The sequence below is a fragment of the Agrobacterium radiobacter genome (assembly GCF_040801995.1).
In the GTDB taxonomy this organism is placed as follows: domain Bacteria; phylum Pseudomonadota; class Alphaproteobacteria; order Rhizobiales; family Rhizobiaceae; genus Agrobacterium; species Agrobacterium radiobacter.
This window is the reverse complement of sequence record NZ_JBEGHX010000002.1, coordinates 653,068-674,068: the sequence shown is the minus strand read 5'-3', so window position 1 is coordinate 674,068 and position 21,001 is coordinate 653,068. Positions and strand designations below refer to the sequence as shown.

General features: G+C 59.3%; 19 protein-coding genes. 9 read left to right on the top strand and 10 right to left on the bottom strand.

The features are described from left to right. Positions 1–44: 44 nt before the first annotated feature. The gene (locus tag MRBLRC7O_RS16975) at positions 45–302 is read right to left on the bottom strand and encodes a DUF2934 domain-containing protein (protein WP_060724908.1); all 258 of its coding nucleotides are present in this window, start codon (positions 300–302) and stop codon (positions 45–47) included. A 283-nt stretch (positions 303–585) separates the two neighbouring features. Between MRBLRC7O_RS16975 and MRBLRC7O_RS16970 the strand changes: the two genes are divergently transcribed. From MRBLRC7O_RS16970 to MRBLRC7O_RS16950, 5 genes are all read left to right on the top strand, one after another. After that, entirely contained in the window at positions 586–1,656 is a 1,071-nt protein-coding gene (locus MRBLRC7O_RS16970; RefSeq protein WP_060724907.1) for an enoyl-CoA hydratase/isomerase family protein, read from the top strand. A gap of 315 nt (positions 1,657–1,971) precedes the next feature. After that, positions 1,972–2,958 (top strand): thiosulfate ABC transporter substrate-binding protein CysP, encoded by a 987-nt coding sequence (gene cysP / locus MRBLRC7O_RS16965; RefSeq protein ID WP_112539558.1) that lies wholly within the window; start codon positions 1,972–1,974, stop codon positions 2,956–2,958. Positions 2,959–3,015: 57 nt separating this feature from the next. After that, the gene (gene cysT, locus MRBLRC7O_RS16960) at positions 3,016–3,855 is read left to right on the top strand and encodes a sulfate ABC transporter permease subunit CysT (RefSeq protein ID WP_080570316.1); all 840 of its coding nucleotides are present in this window, start codon (positions 3,016–3,018) and stop codon (positions 3,853–3,855) included. A 3-nt stretch (positions 3,856–3,858) separates the two neighbouring features. Then, positions 3,859–4,746 carry a sulfate ABC transporter permease subunit CysW gene (gene cysW / locus MRBLRC7O_RS16955; RefSeq protein ID WP_060724905.1) on the top strand — a complete coding sequence of 296 codons (888 nt, stop codon included), beginning with the start codon at positions 3,859–3,861 and terminating at the stop codon, positions 4,744–4,746. 5 nt (positions 4,747–4,751) lie between these two features. Further along, a complete protein-coding gene (locus MRBLRC7O_RS16950) occupies positions 4,752–5,777 on the top strand; it encodes a sulfate/molybdate ABC transporter ATP-binding protein (protein WP_060724904.1) in 1,026 nt (341 codons plus the stop codon). 7 nt (positions 5,778–5,784) lie between these two features. Here MRBLRC7O_RS16950 and MRBLRC7O_RS16945 read toward each other — a convergent pair whose 3' ends face one another. Next, on the bottom strand, positions 5,785–6,882 hold the full coding sequence (locus tag MRBLRC7O_RS16945) for a DNA alkylation repair protein (protein WP_112539560.1): 1,098 nt from the start codon (positions 6,880–6,882) through the stop codon (positions 5,785–5,787). A gap of 150 nt (positions 6,883–7,032) precedes the next feature. Further along, entirely contained in the window at positions 7,033–8,469 is a 1,437-nt protein-coding gene (locus MRBLRC7O_RS16940) for an NAD-dependent succinate-semialdehyde dehydrogenase (RefSeq protein WP_112539562.1), read from the bottom strand. A 615-nt stretch (positions 8,470–9,084) separates the two neighbouring features. On the opposite strand from MRBLRC7O_RS16940, the gene MRBLRC7O_RS16935 reads away from it, so the two are divergent. The 4 genes from MRBLRC7O_RS16935 to MRBLRC7O_RS16920 all read left to right on the top strand — a co-directional run bounded on the left by MRBLRC7O_RS16935 (position 9,085) and on the right by MRBLRC7O_RS16920 (position 13,482). Beyond that, complete coding sequence (locus MRBLRC7O_RS16935; RefSeq protein WP_060724901.1) at positions 9,085–9,591, top strand: putative pterin-binding protein; 507 nt, start codon at positions 9,085–9,087, stop codon at positions 9,589–9,591. A 9-nt stretch (positions 9,592–9,600) separates the two neighbouring features. Further along, positions 9,601–11,535 carry a putative bifunctional diguanylate cyclase/phosphodiesterase gene (locus tag MRBLRC7O_RS16930; protein WP_003507017.1) on the top strand — a complete coding sequence of 645 codons (1,935 nt, stop codon included), beginning with the start codon at positions 9,601–9,603 and terminating at the stop codon, positions 11,533–11,535. A 161-nt stretch (positions 11,536–11,696) separates the two neighbouring features. After that, on the top strand, positions 11,697–12,392 hold the full coding sequence (locus MRBLRC7O_RS16925; RefSeq protein WP_060724900.1) for an FkbM family methyltransferase: 696 nt from the start codon (positions 11,697–11,699) through the stop codon (positions 12,390–12,392). A 253-nt stretch (positions 12,393–12,645) separates the two neighbouring features. Continuing rightward, positions 12,646–13,482, top strand: a complete 837-nt coding sequence (locus MRBLRC7O_RS16920; protein WP_020812002.1) for an alpha/beta fold hydrolase — start codon at positions 12,646–12,648, stop codon at positions 13,480–13,482. A gap of 55 nt (positions 13,483–13,537) precedes the next feature. On the opposite strand, the gene MRBLRC7O_RS16915 is transcribed toward MRBLRC7O_RS16920, so the two are convergent. The 7 genes from MRBLRC7O_RS16915 to MRBLRC7O_RS16885 form a co-directional block, all read right to left on the bottom strand. Beyond that, positions 13,538–14,920, bottom strand: a complete 1,383-nt coding sequence (locus MRBLRC7O_RS16915) for an FGGY-family carbohydrate kinase (protein WP_112539564.1) — start codon at positions 14,918–14,920, stop codon at positions 13,538–13,540. Next, complete coding sequence (rhaM, locus tag MRBLRC7O_RS16910; protein WP_060724897.1) at positions 14,917–15,240, bottom strand: L-rhamnose mutarotase; 324 nt, start codon at positions 15,238–15,240, stop codon at positions 14,917–14,919. Before rhaM ends, MRBLRC7O_RS16915 begins: the two co-directional genes overlap by 4 nt. A gap of 3 nt (positions 15,241–15,243) precedes the next feature. After that, complete coding sequence (locus tag MRBLRC7O_RS16905) at positions 15,244–16,254, bottom strand: ABC transporter permease (RefSeq protein WP_003507008.1); 1,011 nt, start codon at positions 16,252–16,254, stop codon at positions 15,244–15,246. After that, a complete protein-coding gene (locus tag MRBLRC7O_RS16900) occupies positions 16,251–17,252 on the bottom strand; it encodes an ABC transporter permease (protein WP_003507007.1) in 1,002 nt (333 codons plus the stop codon). The genes MRBLRC7O_RS16905 and MRBLRC7O_RS16900 overlap by 4 nt, the downstream gene beginning before the upstream one ends. Positions 17,253–17,265: 13 nt before the next feature. After that, positions 17,266–18,801, bottom strand: coding sequence for a sugar ABC transporter ATP-binding protein (locus MRBLRC7O_RS16895; RefSeq protein WP_162690261.1), 1,536 nt, complete (start codon positions 18,799–18,801; stop codon positions 17,266–17,268). A gap of 207 nt (positions 18,802–19,008) precedes the next feature. After that, positions 19,009–20,019, bottom strand: a complete 1,011-nt coding sequence (gene rhaS / locus MRBLRC7O_RS16890) for a rhamnose ABC transporter substrate-binding protein (RefSeq protein WP_367727502.1) — start codon at positions 20,017–20,019, stop codon at positions 19,009–19,011. Between the two features lie 47 nt (positions 20,020–20,066). Further along, the gene (locus tag MRBLRC7O_RS16885; RefSeq protein WP_003507004.1) at positions 20,067–20,897 is read right to left on the bottom strand and encodes a DeoR/GlpR family DNA-binding transcription regulator; all 831 of its coding nucleotides are present in this window, start codon (positions 20,895–20,897) and stop codon (positions 20,067–20,069) included. Positions 20,898–21,001 lie beyond the last annotated feature (104 nt).

Here is a 21,001-nt window from a genome sequence, read left to right as displayed (position 1 = left end):
GTCGGGCTTTTTCATTGGTGGCTTCAGCTTAACGGCACGAGCCCCTATTTCGTGGCAGCAGCCTTGCGGGCACGGCTCTTGGGTTTCGCCGGGGTTTCTGCATCCGGTGCGGCATCGGCAGCCGCGACCTTGGGAGCGGCCTTCCTGCGCGTTGCGGGTTTTGTCGCTTCCGATGTCTTCAGCAGCGAAAATTCATGTCTGGCCTGTTCCCAGTGGTGCGCGTCGCGCCCAGTGGGATGGCCTTCCTTTTCCCAGAGTGTATATGCCCGTTTGCTGATCCATTCGTGTTCCGAAACCTGCATGCTCGTCTCCCGTTGCTGTTTACAGCGCCTTTGAGAAGGCGACATTCCGCTTGGTCCGGCACACGCTCGACAGGAATCAATGCCGGCATTTCCAGAGCCCATTACATGCCATGATTTTCCGGGCGTCAAGCAAACATGCTGCATTGCAAAAACGGATTTCTGGCATTTTGTCCCCGTTAAAGCGGTTTGGGCGAAAGACGTTCCTACAAGGGAAGATCAACGTTGCGTGATCGGCCCAAGGCCGCCAAGATGACCGGATGAATGGGCAGCGGAGGAGGCGGTCTTGGAACAGACAACGGAAGCGGATGCGCAGGTCATCGTCAAGAAGCGCGGAGGGGCTGGCATCATTCGCCTCAACCGCCCGAAGGCGATCAACAGCCTGACGTTGCCGATGGTTCGCGGCCTGTTTCAGGCGCTTCAGCGTTTCGAGGAGGATGCCGGTGTTGCCTGCGTGGTGTTGACCGGGGAAGGCGACAGGGGGCTTTGCGCCGGGGGCGATGTTCGTATCATTCATGATCTCGGCAAGGCCGGCGACCCGCAGATGCTTGATTTCTGGCGGGAAGAATTTCCGCTCAACTATCGCATCGCCCGCTTCAGCAAGCCCTATATTGCCCTGATGGACGGCATCGTCATGGGCGGCGGCGTCGGTATTTCAGCCCATGGCAGCCACCGCATCGTCACGGAACGCACAAAACTCGCCATGCCGGAAACAGGCATCGGTTATTTCCCTGACGTTGGCGGCTCCTGGCTCCTGCCACGAGCGCCGGGCGAATGCGGCACCTGGCTGGGGCTGACGGGCAACGCGGTTACGGCCGCTGATGCCATCTACGCCGGCTTTGCCGATTATATTGTTCCTTCGGACCGTCTCGACGGTCTGGTCCAGAACCTGTCGCAAGCGGCGGATATAGACAGCATCGAGACGGCGATCATGGCGCAGGCGGTTGAGGCCGATGAAGGCGTTTTATCCATAAATCGGGATATTATCGACGCGACATTCCGCTTCGACACGGTTGAGGAGATTTTCGCCGCGCTTTCGGCGCGCCAAGATGCGTTTTCGCGCGAGACCCTTGAGGTCCTGCAAAAGCGCTCTCCCACCAGTCTGAAACTGACCCTGAAGCTGCTGCGCCTCGGTCGGGAAAGTGCGAGCCTCATCGAATGCCTGGAGCGGGAATTTGCCGCCGGCACGGAGATATTGCGCCAGCACGATTTTTACGAAGGCGTGCGTGCGGCCCTTATCGACAAGGACCGCAATCCCCGCTGGCAACCGGCGCGGCTGGAAGAGGTGCGGGAGGAGAATCTGGCGCCCTATTTTGCCGGGCATTCCGGCAATCTGTTTCCCGATCATCGCCTTTAGATCAGTGGAGACCGCGCCTGTTGCCTGGAGACTGGCGAATCTCCGCCCTCATTCCTGTGACAAGCACAAGGACGAGGGCTACGCTCAATGCGAATACATGTTTCGGGCGTAATGAATTTCATGGTTCTCTCCGAGATTTTGGGAAGGGTGACGCAAAAGAAATTCGGCTTCTTGCCCTATATGAAATCATCACCTTTTGAGTGCTTATTCTTTGGGTGAAATTTCCAATCCATGCCCCTGCAAGGCACAGTTGTTTCTCGCGGGCGTTGCCGCCGCCCGCTATGTTGAACACCATTCGAATTGCCGGGGGTATTCATGAAACGTCTTCTCATTATCGGTACTGCGTTTGCCGCTCTTTTTGCAGGTGCGGCGCAGGCGCAGTCTCCGACCACCATCCTCAACGCATCCTACGATGTCGCCCGCGAAGTTTTTGCGGCCGAGAACGAGGCGTTTATCAAGCAGCATCCGGGCGTAACCGTCGATCAGTCGCATGCCGGCACCTCCAAGCAGGCGCGCGCCATTGTCGAGGGTCTTGAAGCCGATGTCGTCACCTTTAACCAGGTGACCGATGTCGATTTTCTGGTGAAGCAGGGCTTCGTTTCCGCCGACTGGAAGAAGGATTTTGCGAACGACGCATCGCCGTTCTATTCCTTCCCATCCTTCCTCGTGCGCGCCGGCAATCCCAAGGGTATCAAGGACTGGGACGACCTTGCCCGTGATGATGTGAAGATCGTTTTCCCCAATCCGAAGACCTCGGGTAACGCCCGTTACACCTATCTCGCCGCCACGGCTTACGCCAAGGAGAAATTCAGCGGCGACGAGAAGAAGGTCCAGGAATTCGTCAAGAAAATCTTCGACAATACGCCGGTTTTCGACACCGGAGGCCGCGCCGCCACCACCACTTTCGTGGAACGCGAGATCGGCGACGTGCTGATCACCTTCGAAGCCGAGACCCGCGGCATCGCCAAGCAATATGGCGCCGACAAGGTGGAAGGCGTTGTGCCCTCCGTCAGCCTGCTCGCCGAATTCCCGGTGGCCGTGGTGGACAAGGTGGTCGACAAGCGCGGCTCGCGTGATCTGGCGAAGAGCTATCTCGACTTCCTCTATACCGAGGAAGGCCAGCGCATCGCCGCCGAATTTGGCCACCGCGTTCAAAATGAAAAGGTCGTTGGCGAGTTCAAGGATAAGTTCCCGGCCATTCGCCTCGTCAACGTCGATGATGTCTTCGGCGGCTGGGACAAAATTCAGAAAGAGCATTTTGCATCCGGCGCGACGCTTGATACGCTTTACGGCAGCCGTTAATCACAACGACAAAGAACAGATAGAAGACCCGGCGGGAAACTGCCGGGTCGCTTTTTGATGAATTGGGGGCGGGGTTTGAAACGGAATGTTCTGCCGGGGCTGAAATTGTCCCTTGGCGTTACCCTGACTTACGTCGCCATCATCGTGCTTCTGCCGCTCTCGGCGCTGGTGTTCAAGGCGGCAAGCCTAGGCCCTGCCGAATATTGGTCGATCATCTCTTCTCCGCGCGCCGTCGCCAGCTATCGTGTTACCGTGCTCTGTGCGCTGGCCGCCACGCTGTTCAACGTCATTTTCGGGGTGGCGCTTGCCTGGGTGCTGACACGTTACCGCTTTCCCGGCTGGCGCATCGTGGACGCCATCGTCGATCTGCCTTTTGCGCTTCCGACCGCCGTTGCCGGCATTGCGCTGACGACGCTTTTTGCGGGCAATGGTTGGTTCGGCTCGGTGCTTTCCCAATTCGGCATCAAGGTGGCCTACACGCCGCTTGGCATCATGGTGGCGATGGCCTTTACCAGCCTGCCCTTCATCGTTCGCACCGTGCAGCCGGTTCTGGAAGACCTCGATCCGGCGCTGGAAGAAGCGGCGCAATCGCTCGGTGGTTCCGATCTCGAAATTTTCCGCAAGATCATCCTGCCGCTCCTGACGCCGGCGTTGCTCGCCGGTCTGTCGCTGTCCTTCGCCCGCAGCCTCGGCGAATTCGGGGCGATCATCTTCATCGCCGGCAACCAGCCGTTTTCGACTGAGATCACCGCGCTGCTGATCTTCATCCGGCTGGAGGAATATGATTATCAGGCGGCGGCCGCCATCGCCTCCGTGCTGCTCATCACCGCCTTCGTGATGCTGGCGGTGACCAATTACCTGCAGGCGCGCGCGCTTCGTTACACGGTGAGGGGCTGAGACATGAGTGCCGTTTCTTCACACCGCAAGCCGCCACGGGTTGGCGACGCGCCTCTTGTTCGCCGCAGCCTGATTGCCTTCGTGCTTGTTATCGGTGCCTTGCTGGTCTTAGCGCCGCTTGTCATCATCGGCGTCGAAGCCTTTTCGCAGGGCTGGAAGGTCTATTCCGCCACCATCACCCATCCCGATACCCGCCACGCCATCATGCTGACGGTACTGACGGCGCTGATCGCCGTGCCTGTTAATACCGCCTTCGGTGTGGCCGCCGCATGGGCGATCACCAAGTTCGATTTCCCGGGCCGGCGCTTCCTGCTGGTGCTGATCGAAATACCCTTTTCCATTTCGCCGATCGTCGCCGGCGTCTCCTATCTCTTCGTTTACGGCCTTCAGGGGTTGTTCGGCCCGTTCCTCGATGCGCATGATATCAAGATACTCTTCGCGCTTCCCGGCATCGTCATCGCCTCGATGTTCGTGACTGCGCCTTTCGTGGCGCGTGAACTGATCCCGCTGATGCAGGCGCAGGGTCGCGATCTCGAGGAGGCGGCGACCTCGCTTGGCGCATCCGGCTGGCGTACCTTCTTTTCGGTGACCTTGCCGAACATCAAATGGGCGCTGCTTTATGGTGTCGTGCTCTGCAATGCCCGCGTGATGGGCGAATTCGGCGCGGTATCGGTCGTATCGGGCAATATTCGCGGCCAGACCAATACGCTGCCGCTGCATATCGAGCTGCTTTACCACGATTACCAGACGGCCGGCGCCTTCGCGTCCGCCTCCATCCTTGCCTTGCTCGCCGTCGTCACCATCATCGCCAAGGTGGCGCTGGAAGGGCGCGGCGCCGGACGCGGCGCCAAGAAGACCAACGGCGATGCCGCCATCGCCACGGAGACCTGATTCCCATGAAAATCCGCCTCGAAAATGTGGTGAAGACCTTCGATACCTTCCGCGCCGTGCGCGATGTTTCGCTGGATATCGAAAGCGGCGAGCTTCTGGCGCTGCTCGGTCCCTCAGGCTCCGGCAAGACGACGATTTTGCGCATGGTCGCCGGTCTCGAATATAGCGATGGCGGCCGTATCTTTTTCGGCGACGAGGACGCCACCAATATTCCGGTGCGTGACCGCGGCGTCGGTTTCGTGTTTCAGCATTATGCGCTTTTCCCGCATATGACTCTGCATCAAAACATCGCTTTCGGCATGAAGGTCTCGAAGGTGAAGCGGGACAAGACGGCGATCGACGCCCGCGTCGGGGAGCTTTTGCGGCTGGTGAAGCTTGATGGTCTGGGCGACCGTTTCCCGGCGCAGATTTCCGGCGGGCAGCGGCAGCGCGTGGCGCTGGCGCGTGCGCTTTCGGTCGATCCCAAGGTGCTGCTGCTCGATGAGCCTTTCGGAGCGCTGGACGCCAATGTGCGCCGCGATCTTCGCCGCTGGCTGCGCGAGATTCACGATTCGCTCGGCATCACCACGATTTTCGTGACGCATGACCAGGAAGAGGCGCTCGATCTTGCCGATCGTGTTGTCATCCTCAATCAGGGCGAAATCGTACAGGAGGGCACGCCGAAGGAGGTCTGCCGCCAGCCGAACAGCGCCTTTGTCATGCGCTTTCTGGGTGATGCCAACCGGGTCTCCGGCGTGGCGCGCGGCGGCAAGGTTTATGTCGGTGACAATGAGCTGCCTTTCTCCTATGCGCAGGGCGATGGCGTCGTGGATATCTATGCCCGCCCCGGCGATCTCGAATGGGAAGATCTGCATGAGGGCATTCCCGCCTCGGTGGCGCGGGTTCTCGACCGGGCGGGTGAACGCCGGGTAATCGCCAGCACCGATGGCGGCGACATCCTGGAATTTGACGTGCCGCCGGAAAACGATGTCGCTGCCGGTGACCGCGGTTCCGTCATCATCCGCCGGGCGAAAATTTTCCCGGCGGCGTGAGCCGTTGTCAGCCCAGAAGTTCGAAGGCGCTTTCTGCCACAAGCTTGCCGTTGATCATCAGGTCAACCCTGTGAAGGCCGGGGTAGTGTTTGCGGGTGGTGAAATCACGTATGGCGCGGCTGATCGACAGCGCGCATGTCTCACCGGGCTGAAGCTCGATTTCTTTCCACTTGAAGACTTTCGCCGAGGCGTCGCCGCTCTTCTTCACGTAGTGCACGGCGTAGTCGATCACCAGTTTCTGCGGGCGTTTCGCCGTCGAGGTGAAAGAGGCTGAAATCCGCACAGGGTTGCCGAGACCCACCTTGTCCGGCGTAACCTGAAATGCCGCAAGTGCAATTTCCGCTTCCTCATGCGCGCCAAGATGGGCAAGCGCGGCGGCGTCGCCCTTCTTGATCAACGTGCGCAGGGCTTGGCGTGTAATCCAGCGCGTATGCGGGTTTTCCTTCGGCCATGCATCGATGAGCGCCAGCACGAAAGCGGGATTGTCCTTGGTGATGTCGTTCAGATGATTGGCGACGGATTTGCGCACATAAAGCGCCTCATCAGCTTTCATGGCCTCGAGGATACCAGTGACCGGGGATGGATCGTCGATCAGGGGTTTGAGCTGGAATGACCATGGCAGGCGCGGCCGGCAGCCCTCGCTCGCCAGCCGCCGCACATGTTCGTTTTCATGTCGTGACCATGTCTCCATCACGGCAAGGGTACGGGCCATATCCCTTTGCAGGAAATGACGGATGGCGAATTCCGAGGAGCCGAAACGGGTGAAATAATGCAGCGCTGCCATGGAAAGATCGAAATCATCGAGGCCGTAGAGCGCCACATATTCCGGCAGCGAAATGGAGGCAAAACCGTTGCCGATGCCCGGCGCTGCGGCGGTCAGGATTTCGATGTTGCGGGCATAGTCGCCGGGAAGTGTCGCATGCAGGCTCGTCGCCACCTGCCGCATGCGCTGCATGATGCCCAAGGCCTCGAGGTTTTCGGTGGCGAGCGCCATGAAGGCTGAGATGTCAAACTGCGGATGAACGGCCCTGGTCTGATCGGCGATATGCCGCAGTTTCTCGCGGTTGAAGATTTCCTTCAATGCAGGTGCCGCCGTGTCGCTCATATTGCCCTCAAGGTTCACTTTTTGTTCTTTTAGGGCAGGATGAGGCCGGAGGCAAGGGCTGAGCAACTTTCGAAGAGTGCTGACGGACCGAGTGGGTGCCGCTTACTTCTTCTCCCCGACGGGGAGAAGAAGTTTCGTGACAAACTAACTTCAGCTCATCTGGCTGACGAATTTGGTCTCCAGATAGGCCTGAACCGCTTCCGAGCCGCCTTCCGTGCCATAACCGGAATCCTTGATGCCGCCGAAGGGGACTTCGGGAAGCGCAAGGCCATTATGGTTGATGGTCAGCATGCCGGCCTCTACCTGCTGGCCAAGTGCGTGCGCGGTCTTGACCGAACCGGTAAAGGCGTAGGATGCAAGGCCGAAGGGCAGGCGGTTCGCTTCGGTGATGGCGTCATCGAAGCTCGAGAAGCGGTTGATGATCGCGACCGGGCCGAAGGGCTCGTCATTCATGATCTTGGCGGTGGTGGGCACATTGGCGAGAACCGTCGGCTCGAAGAAATTGCCCTTGTTGCCGATGCGACGGCCGCCGGTCTTCAATTCTGCGCCATGGGAAACGGCGTCGTTGATGAGGCCTTCCAGTGCCGGAATGCGGCGCTCATTGGCGAGCGGGCCCATGATGACGCCATCTTCGAGACCGTTGCCGACCTTGATGGCCTTCGTCGCTTCCACGAAACCTTCAAGGAAGCGATCGGCCACGCCGTCCTGCACGAGGAAGCGGGTGGGGGCGACGCAGACCTGACCGGCATTGCGGAACTTGGCAAGCGAGGTCACTTCGATCGCCTTGTCGATATCGGCATCGTCAAAGATCATGACAGGCGCGTGGCCGCCCAGTTCCATCGTGGCGCGCTTCATGTGCTTGCCCGCAAGTGCGGCCAGATGTTTGCCGATGGGCGTGGAACCGGTGAAGGAAATCTTGCGGATGACCGGATGCGGGATCAGATATTCCGAAATTTCGGATGGAACACCGTAAACGAGACCGATGACGCCGGCAGGCACGCCCGCATCCACGAAGGCGCGAATGAGTTCGGCCGGCGATGCCGGTGTTTCCTCGGGCGCCTTGACGATGATGGAGCAGCCGGTGGCGAGCGCTGCGGAAAGCTTGCGGACGATCTGGTTGATCGGGAAGTTCCACGGCGTGAACGCCGCCACAGGGCCGACCGGCAGTTTGATGGCAAGCTGCGAAACACCGCTCGCGCGGGCCGGAATGACCTGGCCATAGGTGCGGCGTGCTTCTTCCGCGAACCAGTCGATGGTATCAGCGGCACCCATGATTTCGGTGCCCGACTGCACCAGCGGCTTACCCTGCTCGCGGGTCATGATATAGGCGATCTTGTCCTTGCGCTCGCGCAGGATATCGGCCGCCTTGCGCATGATCTTCGAGCGCTCGAAGGGGGAGGTGTCGCGCCACAGCTTGAAACCGCGCTCGGCGGCGGCAAGCGCCAGATCGAGGTCTTCCTTCTCGGCGTGCGCGATCGCGCCGATGATCTCGTCGGTTGCCGGATCGGACACGGCGATCGTCTTGCCGGAAACGGCGTCTCGCCATTCGCCATCAATGAGAAGTTTGATGTCGGGATAGGTGTGCATAGGGGCTACCTTCATGATGCGGCCGATACGGCGAATGCCGTCCGGCCCGGAGACGTGAACAGAATTGTCCTGGCCGGACGAACCGGCATCGCGGCTTTCGCTGCGCGGAACATGTGTCTGGATATTTCCGACAAGAGGCTTCTGGAATTGCCGGAAACGGAAACGACAGCCTTTATATTAAGTTCCGGGCGGTATGTTTCAACCATGCGCTCCGGCAATCGTCATGATTTTTCTATGATGCGGAATTTGTCATTCGTCATTTCAATCCGGCGCGGAGATGGGGCGTCGCCTGCCCGGCCGCCTCACGCGAATCAGATGAACCTGTGCGGCGACGGCGAGGCTCTCGCCACAATTCGGCCTTTGTCGCACCTGACGAATTATCGGGAGGGGTCTCCGGGGCTTGCCGCCTGCGTCATAACAGGGCGTCGAGTGTAAAAAACTACAATAAGACGGAAAAATTATCCAAAGGGTTTACTCAAAACCTAGAGAAAATACGGATAAAATCTCAGTGAGGATATAACATCAGTTCCTGATATATATTGCTAACGTCGGTTCCCTTGACCTTCAAAGGTTGGTGAAAACCCTCGACCTGAACGTTATCGATGGAGAAAAAGTATGAGTTTCGCCCGGGTACTTCTCAGTGCGTTCTTGTCGCTTGCGTGGCTTTCCTGTGCCGAAGCCGGGGAAATTGCCAAACCGCAGGGAAAGCCGATATTAACCATATCCGGAAACATCAGTAATACGAATGCCGATGGCGCCGCGGTATTTGATCGTGACATGCTGGAAGCGCTCGGCATGGAAAGGGTGGAGACGACGACGCCCTGGCATGACGGCCGTGTCCGTTTCGATGGTGTCTCGCTGGCGAAACTGATGGATGTCGTCGGTGCAAAGGGCACCAGCGTCACGGCGGTCGCTCTCAACGATTATGTCAGCACGATACCTATTGAAGATTTTAAGAAATTTAACGTTATCCTGGCGATCAAGCTGGATGGCAATTACATGACAGTTCGCGAAAAAGGCCCGTTGTTCGTCATCTATCCCTATGACAGCGACCCGGAGCTGCAGAAGCAGACCTATTATTCGCGGTCCGCATGGCAAGTTGCCAAACTGATAGTGGAATAAAGGTGCCGTTTGCGAAAACTTGTGGCGGTGATCATCTGTTGCTTCGTCCTGGCAACGGGCTATATCGCTTTCGTCATTGCCGAGCGGCAGACCGCTCTGCAGAAATTCGCCCGCTACAATGATTCCTGGGCCGTCAGCCAGACCGTAGCCGAATATCTGCGCCTCCAGAACAAGCTGGCCGTCTTTGCGCTCAATCCCGGCAAGATCGACCGGGACGAGTTGCAACTGCGTCTGGACATCATGCTGAGCCGCCTTGAGCTTCTGAAGCAGGGCAATCTGGGCGCCTTCATCGACGAAAAGCAGCAGTGGCGGGATCTAGTGACCCGTCTTGATGCCGTTCTGGCCCGTCTGGAGCAGCAGGTGAACAACCTTAATCCGGCCGATGTGCCGGATCTGCTTTCGGCAATGAGCGCACTTGACGCGCCGATGACGACGCTGGCCTCGTCTTCCGTCGCTTATGACGTCAATCTCATCGATACGGCCCATGAGGATGTGCGCAAGCTGCATATCGTTTACACCGCGCTGGCAGGCGGCCTCATCCTGTGCGGTATAGCACTTGTCATATTGCTGCTTCGCCAGAACGACCTCCTGAACCGCGCGCAGAAAAGCATGCGCGGCCTGACGGACGATCTACGTGCCGCCACGCTGGAATTGCAGGCGAAAAATGTCCGGCTCGAGCATGATGCCTATCACGATGCGCTGACGGGCCTGCCGAACCGCGCGCTGTTCCGGCAGGAATTGATCGAGAGATTGCGCCGATCCTTCGGCGGTACGGGAACGACGGCCATCCTTCTCCTCGATCTCGACGGCTTCAAGGACGTGAACGACACGCTCGGCCACGATGCGGGCGATGCGCTGCTTCAGGCCGTGGCGCAGCGCCTTTCGGCCATCGGCGGCGATTATGACATGGTCTGCCGTCTGGGCGGCGACGAATTCGCCGTCGTCTCCGACGATCTGAACGAGGACGCCGCCCGCCGCCTTGCCACCAAGCTCATCGACCAGATCAGCCGCACTTACCAGCTGGGTGAGCAGGAGGTCAAAATTGGCACCTGCATCGGCATCGCCATTTCGCACGGCGCCGTCGATGCGGATGAATTGTTCAAGCGTGCCGACTTGGCGCTTTATGAGGCCAAGGCTATCGGCCCCGGCCGGGCGAGCGTTTTCAAGGTCCGCATGCAGAAACAGCTGACCGAGAAGAAATCCTTCGAGGCCGATCTGCAGACCGCGTTGCAGAACGACGAGATGGAAGTCTATTACCAGCCGCAGGTGGCGACGCAGACCCGCAAGCTCTGCGGCTTCGAGGCGCTGCTGCGCTGGAAACATCCGGTGCGGGGCGATGTGCCGCCCAGCGTTTTCATTCCCGTGGCGGAAAGAACCGGTCTCATCCATTCGCTCGGAAAATGGGTGATGGAGACCGCCTGCCGCGAGGCGATGGGCTGGGACGAGGACATGAAGGTAGCCGTCAATCTGTCGCCGGTTCAGTTCCACAGCACCAGTCTCATCCAGAACGTCATGGGCGCGCTTGAGAAAAGCGGGCTGGAGCCGAGCCGGCTCGAGCTTGAAATCACCGAATCGATCCTGCTCAACAAGAGCGACCAGACGATCAATACGCTGTCGCGGCTGAAGGCCGTCGGCATCAAGATCGCCATGGATGATTTTGGCACCGGCTATTCATCGCTCGCCAACTTGCGCGGCGTACCCTTCGACAAGATCAAGATCGACCGCTCGTTCCTGCGCGATATCACCAGCGACCGCGATGCGCTGGCGATCGTGGAATTCGTGGTCGGTGTCGGTCGCAGTCTGCGGATGACGACGATTGCCGAAGGTATCGAGACGGAAGAGCAATATGAATGCGTCAGGCGTCTGGGATGCGATCAGGTTCAGGGATATCTGATCAGCAGGCCATTGCCGGCCAAGGAGCTGGTGGCCTGGAGTTCCGTCTGAGACGGGGCCTGTTTGACGGCGGCCGTATCTTGAATTTTTACCAAGTCATATTGTTGCTTGCGAAAACCGATACCGGTTGCCGCAACGATGCTGTAGAGCATTCCCGGTCGATATGGGATCATTCCGACGAAGCGGCCGGGTTTTGCGAAAAGGCTTGAGACATGGAAATACTGGACGTGCATGGAGTTGCCCTGCCTCTTTCTCCCGATGAGGTGTCGCCCGTCATCTGGCAGGCGCTGACCGACGGCAGCTACGAGGCGAAAGAGGCCCGCAGCGTCCTGAAAGCCATCAAGCCCGGCGATCGTGTGCTGGAGCTGGGCTCCGGTATCGGGATCATCACGTCGATCATTGCTGGCATTGAGGACGTTTCCGTCTGGGCTTTCGAGGCCAACCCTTCCACGGCGGCGCTGGCAGAGCGGGTGATCAAGGCGAATTGCCGCGGCAATGTCGTGTTTTCGCAGGGACTTCTTACCGCCGACGAGCCGAGCTCCTATTCTTTTTATGTTCGCAAGGATCTCTGGATGTCGTCCATGGACGAAAACCAGGGCCCCTATGAAAAGCGCATCGAAATCTCCTCCGCCAATATCGATGAATTTATCGCCAGCCGGGGCATTACCGCGCTTGTCATGGATATCGAGGGCGCGGAACGCGACCTGCTTGGCAGGGCCGATCTGACCGGCGTGGAGCGGATATTCGTGGAGCTGCATGACCATCTTTACGGTCTCGCCGGGGTTCGCGATATCATGCAGGCCCTGACCGCCAAGGGATATGCCTATGATCCGCGCGGTTCACGCGGGCCCTGCGTCCTGTTCTCGAAGGACGAGAGCCCCAGAGAGTACGATCCCGAGGTTGACTGAGGCCGAGGGGCGTGTCGAATTCAAGGAACCGTCCGCCTGTCATCTCGTTCTTACCCGTGCATGAGGGCGTGGAGCGGGTCGACGCGTGTGCCGGAATGGTATGCGGTTCGAAAAGATAATTTCATAAACAGCAATTCATTCTCAATTATTGTTGCAATTGTCGCAACCGTTATCCTGCGTCATCATCCCTCCATCAAACCGGCGCACAACAGGCTGCACCAGAGATGCCAACGCAACCGAAGGAGAAACGATCATGGGCTTTGTTAAGACGACAGACGGAACCGAAATCTTCTACAAGGACTGGGGCCCGAAGGACGCTCAGCCGATCATGTTCCACCATGGCTGGCCGCTCAGCTCCGATGACTGGGATGCGCAGATGTTGTTCTTCGTTTCCAAGGGTTTTCGCGTCGTCGCCCATGACCGCCGTGGTCATGGCCGTTCCGCCCAGGTTGCCGACGGTCACGATATGGACCACTACGCCGCCGACGCCTTTGCCGTCGTCGAAGCTCTCGATCTGAAGAATGCTGTCCATATCGGCCACTCCACCGGCGGCGGCGAAGTTGCCCGTTATGTCGCCAAACATGGCGAACCCGCCGGCCGTGTCGCCAAGGCGGTTCTCGTTTCCGCCGTGCCGCCGCTGATGCTGAAGACCGAGGCCAATCCGGAAGGCCTGCCGATGGAGGTTTTTGACGGCTTCCGCTCGTCGCTCGCCGCAAACCGCGCGCAGTTCTTCCGCGATGTGCCAGCCGGCCCGTTCTACGGCTTCAACCGCGATGGTGCGACCGTTCATGAAGGCGTTATCCAGAACTGGTGGCGTCAGGGCATGATGGGCGGCGCAAAGGCCCATTACGATGGCATCAAGGCCTTCTCGGAGACCGACCAGACCGAAGACCTGAAGAATATCAGCGTTCCGACGCTGGTGCTGCATGGCGAAGACGACCAGATCGTGCCGATTGCCGACTCTGCACTGAAGGCCGTGAAGCTCCTGAAGAACGGCACGCTGAAGACCTATCCCGGTTTCTCGCACGGCATGCTCACCGTCAACGCCGATGTGCTGAACGCCGATCTCCTGGCCTTCATCGAGGGCTGATCCTTCTGCAAAATCATAATGCGGCCGATCATTCGGCCGCATTTTTTGTTTCGCATCAGGCCAGACGGCCTCGCCAGGCATCGCGGTAAGAAGTGAGGCCGGGAATATCGTGCGGCGTGAAATGGCGCTCGCGACCAGAAAGCGGTTTGATGCCGGTGAGCAGGGCCGCGCCTGCGCTGGTGCCGGTAGACCCTTCGACTGCCGTTACTTCCGTCTCTGCAAAGCCGGCCAGCGCCTTCAGATAAAAGGCGTTGCTGGCGAAGGGGCCTTCCACAAGGATTGGACCTTTCCGCCCGATGAGCGAAAGGCTGAATTCCGTCATCAGGGCAAGATAAAGCGACGTCGCCGCGTGCCGTTCCGCAGCCGTGGCATTTTTATCGCCGATCCAGCGCGCCGCCTTGTCGGGAAATGGACCGGAGCCGCTGACGACGCTCGGCAGCAGCATCATGCCTCTGGCAACCACGCCGCTGAGCGCCGCGTCTATCGCTTCGTCTTCCGCTGCCCCGAATTGTTGCGCGAGCATTTCATATTCCCTGCCGCCCATGAAGCGGGAGGAGGGAACGGGACGGCCGAAAGCATCGACATTCAGGAGCGTGTCACGGGTGGGATCGAGCGCACCCGCCGCGCCGCCAATGGCGAAATTCACCACCCAGGTGCCGGTGGAGACGACCGAAAAATCACCGTCCCGGCGCAGAAGATGCGGCAGGAGCGACGCGTTGGAATCGTGGATGCCACAATAGACCGGCATATGCGGCGAAAGGCCGGTTTCCATTGCCAGCGATGGGCGGATTGTTCCCAGCACATCAAAAGCGGAGCGAACCGGCGCCATCAGCTGCTCGATGCCGAGACGCGCGACGAGCGAGGAGAAATTCTTCCGCCGCGGGTTCCAGAGATCCGTATGGCAGCCGAGCGAAGTCGTTTCCGTGGCCTGAACGCCGGTCAGCCGCCCCGCCCAATATTGCGCATAGGTGACGATACTTCGCACTCTGGAGAAATCGTCCGGAAAGGCCTCTTTCTGGAAATGGATTTGCGCGCCAAGGTTCAGCCCGGCGGGAAGTTGCGGTGAGCCGGTCTCGGCAAAATCAGGCCTGATGCCACGATAGGCTTCCTGAATGGCTGCGGGATAGCTGTGTTCATAATCGAGCACGGGCATGGCGAGATCGCCGTTCCCATCGAGAAGCGCTGCCGAAGCGCCATGGGTGGTGATGGAAATCGCATCGAAACCGTGCTGCTGGCCGAACCGCTGAAGGGCGGAGAGAATGAAGCGCCAGAGCATTTCCACATCGTAATGCGGATAAATTCCATCGCGAAGGACAGGGTTCGCCTGTTTCTCGGCAGCAATCTCCTCTCCGCTGCCGGTGTCGATGACGACGACCTTGGCATTGGTCTTGCCGATATCGATGACCGCGACACGGCCCGGTTTGATGCTGTCGGTCATGGCAGATGGAACACCGTCACCAGATCTTTCGCAATGGGCGAATTGTCCGGATTACTCTCCATGATGTCAGCCATATGTGCCCACCACTTCTTCATCACGGGATGGTCGGGCAGTGCCGCCATGCCGTGGTTCTTCGGCCGCGTCAGCACGCCGAAAAGGATGTTGGTTTCCGGGTCGAGATGGATGGAATAATCGCTGACGCCCGCCTCATGCAGCAGCGCCACCAGTTCCGGCCATATCTCGTCATGGCGCTTTTTATATTCGGCCTCTTTTCCGGCAAAGAGTTTCATCCTGAAGGCGTGTTTTTCGAATTCCGGCATGGCTCAGCCTCTCATGGCCCGAAGGCGGCGCACAACGATGGGGATGGCGATGGTGATGATCAAAAGCAGGCCGACGAAGATCGACATGACGATACCAGGCACATTGAGCAACCCAAGCCCAAAGGTGACGAGGCCCATGACAAAGGCCGCGATGACCACACCTGCGATGGTGCCGGAACCGCCGAGAATGGAAACGCCGCCCAGCACCACCATCGTCACCACCTCAAGCTCCCACCCTTGAGCGATCGACGGGCGGGTGGAGCCGAGGCGCGAGGTGAGGCAGACGGCGGCGATGCCGCTCATTAGGCCGGTGAGCAGGAACAGGATGAACTTCACGCGTTCAACGGGAATGCCGGAGAAACGGGCGGCGAACGGGTTGTTGCCGATCACATAGACCTGCCGGCCGAAATTGGTGGCGTGCAGCAGGATGGCGAAGAGGATTGCCATGACGATGAACAGCACGAATTCGAAGGAAATGACGGAGATGACGTAACCCTGACCGAAATAGGCGAAATCGGCCGGGTATTTGCCATAGGCCTGATCGCCCAGCACCATGTAGGAAATGCCGCGAAACAGGCTCATTGTGCCGATGGTGACGACAATGGACGGCAGTTTCAGCCCTGCGACCAGAAAACCGTTAAATGCCCCGCATAAAAGCCCGGTGCCGATGCCGATGGCGACGAGGCCCGGCGTGCCGATGCCCATCTGCACCGCAGCGCCCATGGCGGTGGAGGCGAGCGCAATGATGGCGGCGACGGAAAGATCGATTTCGCCGGCGATGATCAGCAGCGCCATCGCAAAGGCGATAATCGCCTTTTCGGTGAAATTGAAGGTCGCGTCCGACAGGTTCCAGGCATTGAGGAAATAGGGCGAGGCCAGCGAATTCGCGATAAAGATGAGGATCGCAACGCCAAGCAGCAGCACTTCCCAACTGGCCATGATGCGGCGTAGTGGCGTGCCGAGCTTGTCTGGAATGATGCGCGCGTTCTGCGTCGGTTGAGATGGCGTGCTCATGCTGCGGCCTCCTTGGCCTGATCGGCTGCGGCTCGGTCACGCAGGATGATGCGGCCTTTTCTGGCTTCGGCGCGGGCGTTGAAGACGACGGCGAGCACGATCACCACGCCGGAAATCGCCATCTGCGCGAAGGGCGAGATGCCGATGACGGGCAGGGCGTTCTTGATGACGCCGAGGAACAGCGCGCCGAGCACCGCACCCGCCACCGAGCCGATGCCGCCGGCAATCGAGATGCCGCCGATCACATTCGCCGCCACGCTGTCCAGCTCGAAACCGGCGGCGATGTCGACATAGGCAACCGCATAACGCGATACCCAGAGATAGCTGGCGAGGCCGGCAAGTGCGCCTGACAGCACGAAGGCGAAGAAGCGCGTGCGGCCCACATCGATGCCCGCATAGACGGCCGCGCTCGGATTACCGCCCGACGCATAGGCCGAGCGGCCAAAGGAGGTGCGGCTGAGCACCAGCCAGGCGCCAGCGATGATGAGGATCGCCACCCAGGAAAGGACAGGCATGCCGAGGATCATGGTGCGCGGCACATTGAGGAAGGTCGGCGAAAGCTGGTGCGCATTCACCCAGCCGCCGCCCGAAAGCACGAATGCCATGCCGCGATAGATGGTAAGCGTGCCGAGCGTGACGACGATGGGCGGAATGCCGAGCCACCAGACGAGCACGCCGTTAAGCGAACCGAGAAAAGCGCCGATGCCGACCGCCATGACGATGAGAAGCGGCAACGGAATGCCCGGAAAGGCGGCATTGGTCATCGCCACCGCCATGCCGGTAAAGGCGAGATTGGCGGCAACGGAGAGATCGATGGATTTGGTGAGAATGACCGCCATCTGGCCCAGCGCCAGAATGATAAGGATGGAAGTATCGTTGAAGATATTGACGAGATTGGCCGGCCGGCCGAAACCGGGGGCGCGCAGCGCAAAACCGGCGATCATGATGAGGATGATACCCGCCAGCAGCCATTCGCGATTTTTGAGTAGACGTTGCATGGTTTTGCCCCTCTCAGGCATTGCCGGTGGCGGCGCGCACCAGCTTTTCCGGAGAAAAATCGGCGCGTTCGAACTGGCCCGCCATCAGGCCTTCGCGCATCACGATGGCGCGGTCGGACATGCCGAGGATTTCGGGAAGTTCGGATGAAATCATGATGATGGAGAGCCCCTCGGCGGCAAGCTCGCTGATGAAGCCATGCACGGCGGCTTTGGAGCCGATGTCGATGCCCTTGGTGGGTTCATCGAGAATGATGACCTTGGGCTGGGTGGCGAGCCATTTGCCGATCACCACCTTCTGCTGGTTGCCGCCCGAAAGCGTGCCGACGGGCACCGAGAGGGCGGCGGCGCGCAGATCGAGCCGCGAGGCATATTTGCGCGCCAGCGCGAATTCATTGGCCGCGGCCAGAAATCCCTTGCGCGAGGTTCGCGTGAGGGAGGGCAACGACATGTTCTGGTAAATCGGCATTTCGAGCGCGAGACCGTGACGGCCGCGCTCTTCCGGCACATAAACGATGCCGGCGCGGATCGCATCTTCCGGCGAACGGATGACGAGCGGTTCGCCATTGAGGGTAATCTGTCCGGAGGCCGGGCGAGTAATGCCGAAAAGCGACTGGCACAGTTCCGAACGCCCGGCGCCGATCAACCCGTAAAGGCCGAGAATTTCGCCCTTGCGCAGATCGAGCGAAATATCGCGGAATTCGGTCTGGTGCGAATAGTCGCGGACCGACAGAACCGTCGGGCCGAGGGTGACGGCCTGTTTCGGAAAGGCGTTCGTGACATCGCGGCCGACCATCAGGCGTACGATTTCGTCCTGCGGCGTGGCGGCGAGATTGCCCGCGCCGACCATCTTGCCGTCCCGGAACACGGCGTAATTTTCGGCGATCTCATAGACTTCGTCGAACTTGTGGCTGATGAAGAGGATCGCCTTGCCCTGCCGCTTCAGATTTTCGACGATGCGGAAGAGATCGTCGATTTCCTTGCGGGAAAGAGCAGCCGTCGGTTCGTCCATGATGACGATGCGCGCCTCGACCGACAGCGCGCGGGCGATGGCGACGAGATGGCGCTGGGCAATGGACAGATCCTTCAGCCGGATCGTCGGATCGATGGTGCTTTCGAGCTGTTCCAGCAGAACCTTTGCGCGGGCATTGATGGTCTTCCAGTCAATGAGGCCGAAACGGCCTTTTGGTGAATGACCGAGGAAGATGTTTTCGCCCACGGAAAGCTCATCGAACAGCACGGTTTCCTGGTGAATGGCGGTGACACCGGCATCGATGGCGTCTTGCGCGCTGTGAAAATGGACAGGCTGGCCATCGAGAAGGATTTCGCCCTCGTTAGGACGGTAAATGCCGGTGAGGATTTTGACGAGCGTGGATTTTCCAGCACCGTTCTCGCCGATCAGAGCGGTGACCTTGCCGGGATAAAGCGCGATATCGACACCATCCAGCGCTTTGACGCCGGGGAATATCTGGCTGATGCCGCGCATTTCCAGAATGGGCGTTGAATTTGAAGCCTCGACGACATCTAAAATTTTCGTTTCGATACGCATCATCCGTCTTACCGGTCAGTTTTGATTGAAGCGGTGAGGGGCACCCCCCTCTGCCCTGCCGGGCATCTCCCCCTCAAGGGGGGAGATCGATATGTGGCGACCTCTCGGCCATCTCCAACGTTGAGGATGAGCGAGCGTTCTCTTCCGGCCGATCTCCCCCCTTGAGGGAGAGGGGGGTAACCCTCCACCCGCCGTCAGCTGCTACTCAGGTCAAAAAATCTTCGAGAACTGATCGATATTCTTCGCGTCATAAACGAAGGGATCGGCCATAGCAGCTTCGCTGTTTTCGCCAACCTTGATCTTGCCCATGCGGCCAGCTTCGATTTCCGAGCCCGGCTTGCCGTCTGCCTCGCCCTTCACAAGGCGATAGGCGATCTGGGTGGCGGAATAACCGAGGTCGATTGGGTTCCAGATGGCGAATTCCTTGGTCGCGCCCGACTTGATGGCGCCGGCCATTTCAGACGGCAGGCCAAGGCCGGTCACATAGACCTGACCGATCTTGCCCGCATCCTTCACGGCCTGCGAGGCGGCGAGAACGCCGACCGTCGTCGGTGCGAGGATGACCTTCACATTCGGCTGCGAGGAAAGCAGGCCCTGCGCTTCGCGGTAGCTCTTGTCGGCAAGGTCGTCACCGTAAACTGTCGTGACGAGGTTGAGGCCGGGGAAATCCTTCAGCTGCTTTTTCATCTCGTCGATCCAGATATTCTGGTTCGTGGAGGTGGTGGTGGCCGAAAGAATGGCGAAATCGCCCTTGCCGCCTTCCAGATGTGATGCGGCAAGCTGCAGGCACATCTTGCCGATCAGTGCGTTGGACGAGGGGTTGAGCTGGAGAATGCGGCCTTCAGGTGCAACGCCGGAATCCCAGGAAATGACCTTGATGCCGCGCTGCGCCGCCTTTTTCAGCGCCGGAACCACGGCGTCGGGGTCATTGGCGGAAATGGCGATGGCGTCGACACCCTGCGCGATCAGCGAATTGATGACTTCGATCTGGCCTTCCGCCGTGGTGCTGGTCGGGCCGGTATAGATGATCTCGACGCCGCCGAGGTCTTTTGCGGCCTCCTGCGCGCCCTTGTTGGCGGCTTCGAAAAAGCCGTTGCCGAGCGATTTGACCACCAGTGCGATCTTCACATCGGCTGCCTGGGCAACGCCGCCCAGTCCAGCGACGGAGAGCGCCGCGCTGAGCGCCAGAGCGCTCGTCAATGTTCTGCGTGTAAGTTTCATGTCCCTTTTCCTCCCGTTTTGAACCTTTTTCCTCCCTCCGGTGCTCCTCAGGCGACCGAAGAAGAATCCTCTTCATCCGATGGGGTGGCTGTCTTGCCATCCTTCACCGCGCCGGCGATCAGCAATTCGACGCCGGCATCTTCCACCATCCTCGCCGCCTCATCGGAAATCCCGTCATCGGTAATGATGGTCGAGACGTTTTCGAGCGGACATAAAATGAGGCTGGATCGTTTTCTGAATTTCGAAGAATCGACCATCACGATCAGTTCTTCCGCCTGCCGCATCAGCTTCTGCTCGCTCTGGATGACCAGTGCGTCGGATTCCATGATGCCGAGCGCACCCACGCCCTGCGCACCGAGAAAAATGCGTCGTGCATAAAAATTGCGGATCGCATCATTCTCGAAAGGCGACAGGATGAGGCTCTGGTCGCGATAGATCGCGCCGCCCGGCACACTGACATTGCATTTGGAATGCTTGACCAGATGTTCCGCAATCGCGAAGGAATTGGTCATCACCTGCAGACGGCGCGCCGCCATGTAATGCACCATCTGGAATGTCGTCGTGCCGCCATTCAGGATGATCGCATCGCCATCATTGCAGAGATCAACCGCCTTGCGCGCAATTGCGCGTTTTTTGTCGATGTTGACCGATTCGGACACACGGAACGGCCTTGCCGCGAGATTGCCGAGCTGCGGCGGATGTACCGCTTCGGCTCCACCACGCACGCGGCGCAACTTGCCCTGAACGTGCAGCGACGCGATATCCCTGCGGATCGTCGCTTCCGACGCATCCGTCAGTTCGGCAATATCCTGCACCGTCACGACAGCTTTTTCCTGTGTGGCGCTCAAGATGATGCGATGGCGTTCGCGTTCGTGCATGGGGTCCTCCTGATCGTGATTATTCGCAATCTCTTTACGTTGTCAATCAAGAACGATCAAATTAATCAATATCGCGCTGCAACATGAAAATTTATGATCGTTTT

Excerpts from the sequence above, each read along its gene's own strand:
- MRBLRC7O_RS16975 (WP_060724908.1), bottom strand. The coding sequence starts at position 302 with ATGCAGGTTTCGGAACACGAATGGATCAGCAAACGGGCATATACACTC.
- cysP (WP_112539558.1), top strand. The coding sequence starts at position 1,972 with ATGAAACGTCTTCTCATTATCGGTACTGCGTTTGCCGCTCTTTTTGCA.
- cysT (WP_080570316.1), top strand. The coding sequence starts at position 3,016 with ATGAATTGGGGGCGGGGTTTGAAACGGAATGTTCTGCCGGGGCTGAAA.
- cysW (WP_060724905.1), top strand. The coding sequence starts at position 3,859 with ATGAGTGCCGTTTCTTCACACCGCAAGCCGCCACGGGTTGGCGACGCG.
- MRBLRC7O_RS16950 (WP_060724904.1), top strand. The coding sequence starts at position 4,752 with ATGAAAATCCGCCTCGAAAATGTGGTGAAGACCTTCGATACCTTCCGC.
- MRBLRC7O_RS16945 (WP_112539560.1), bottom strand. The coding sequence starts at position 6,882 with ATGAGCGACACGGCGGCACCTGCATTGAAGGAAATCTTCAACCGCGAG.
- MRBLRC7O_RS16940 (WP_112539562.1), bottom strand. The coding sequence starts at position 8,469 with ATGCACACCTATCCCGACATCAAACTTCTCATTGATGGCGAATGGCGA.
- MRBLRC7O_RS16935 (WP_060724901.1), top strand. The coding sequence starts at position 9,085 with ATGAGTTTCGCCCGGGTACTTCTCAGTGCGTTCTTGTCGCTTGCGTGG.
- MRBLRC7O_RS16925 (WP_060724900.1), top strand. The coding sequence starts at position 11,697 with ATGGAAATACTGGACGTGCATGGAGTTGCCCTGCCTCTTTCTCCCGAT.
- MRBLRC7O_RS16920 (WP_020812002.1), top strand. The coding sequence starts at position 12,646 with ATGGGCTTTGTTAAGACGACAGACGGAACCGAAATCTTCTACAAGGAC.
- MRBLRC7O_RS16915 (WP_112539564.1), bottom strand. The coding sequence starts at position 14,920 with ATGACCGACAGCATCAAACCGGGCCGTGTCGCGGTCATCGATATCGGC.
- rhaM (WP_060724897.1), bottom strand. The coding sequence starts at position 15,240 with ATGCCGGAATTCGAAAAACACGCCTTCAGGATGAAACTCTTTGCCGGA.
- MRBLRC7O_RS16905 (WP_003507008.1), bottom strand. The coding sequence starts at position 16,254 with ATGAGCACGCCATCTCAACCGACGCAGAACGCGCGCATCATTCCAGAC.
- MRBLRC7O_RS16900 (WP_003507007.1), bottom strand. The coding sequence starts at position 17,252 with ATGCAACGTCTACTCAAAAATCGCGAATGGCTGCTGGCGGGTATCATC.
- MRBLRC7O_RS16895 (WP_162690261.1), bottom strand. The coding sequence starts at position 18,801 with ATGATGCGTATCGAAACGAAAATTTTAGATGTCGTCGAGGCTTCAAAT.
- rhaS (WP_367727502.1), bottom strand. The coding sequence starts at position 20,019 with ATGAAACTTACACGCAGAACATTGACGAGCGCTCTGGCGCTCAGCGCG.
- MRBLRC7O_RS16885 (WP_003507004.1), bottom strand. The coding sequence starts at position 20,897 with ATGCACGAACGCGAACGCCATCGCATCATCTTGAGCGCCACACAGGAA.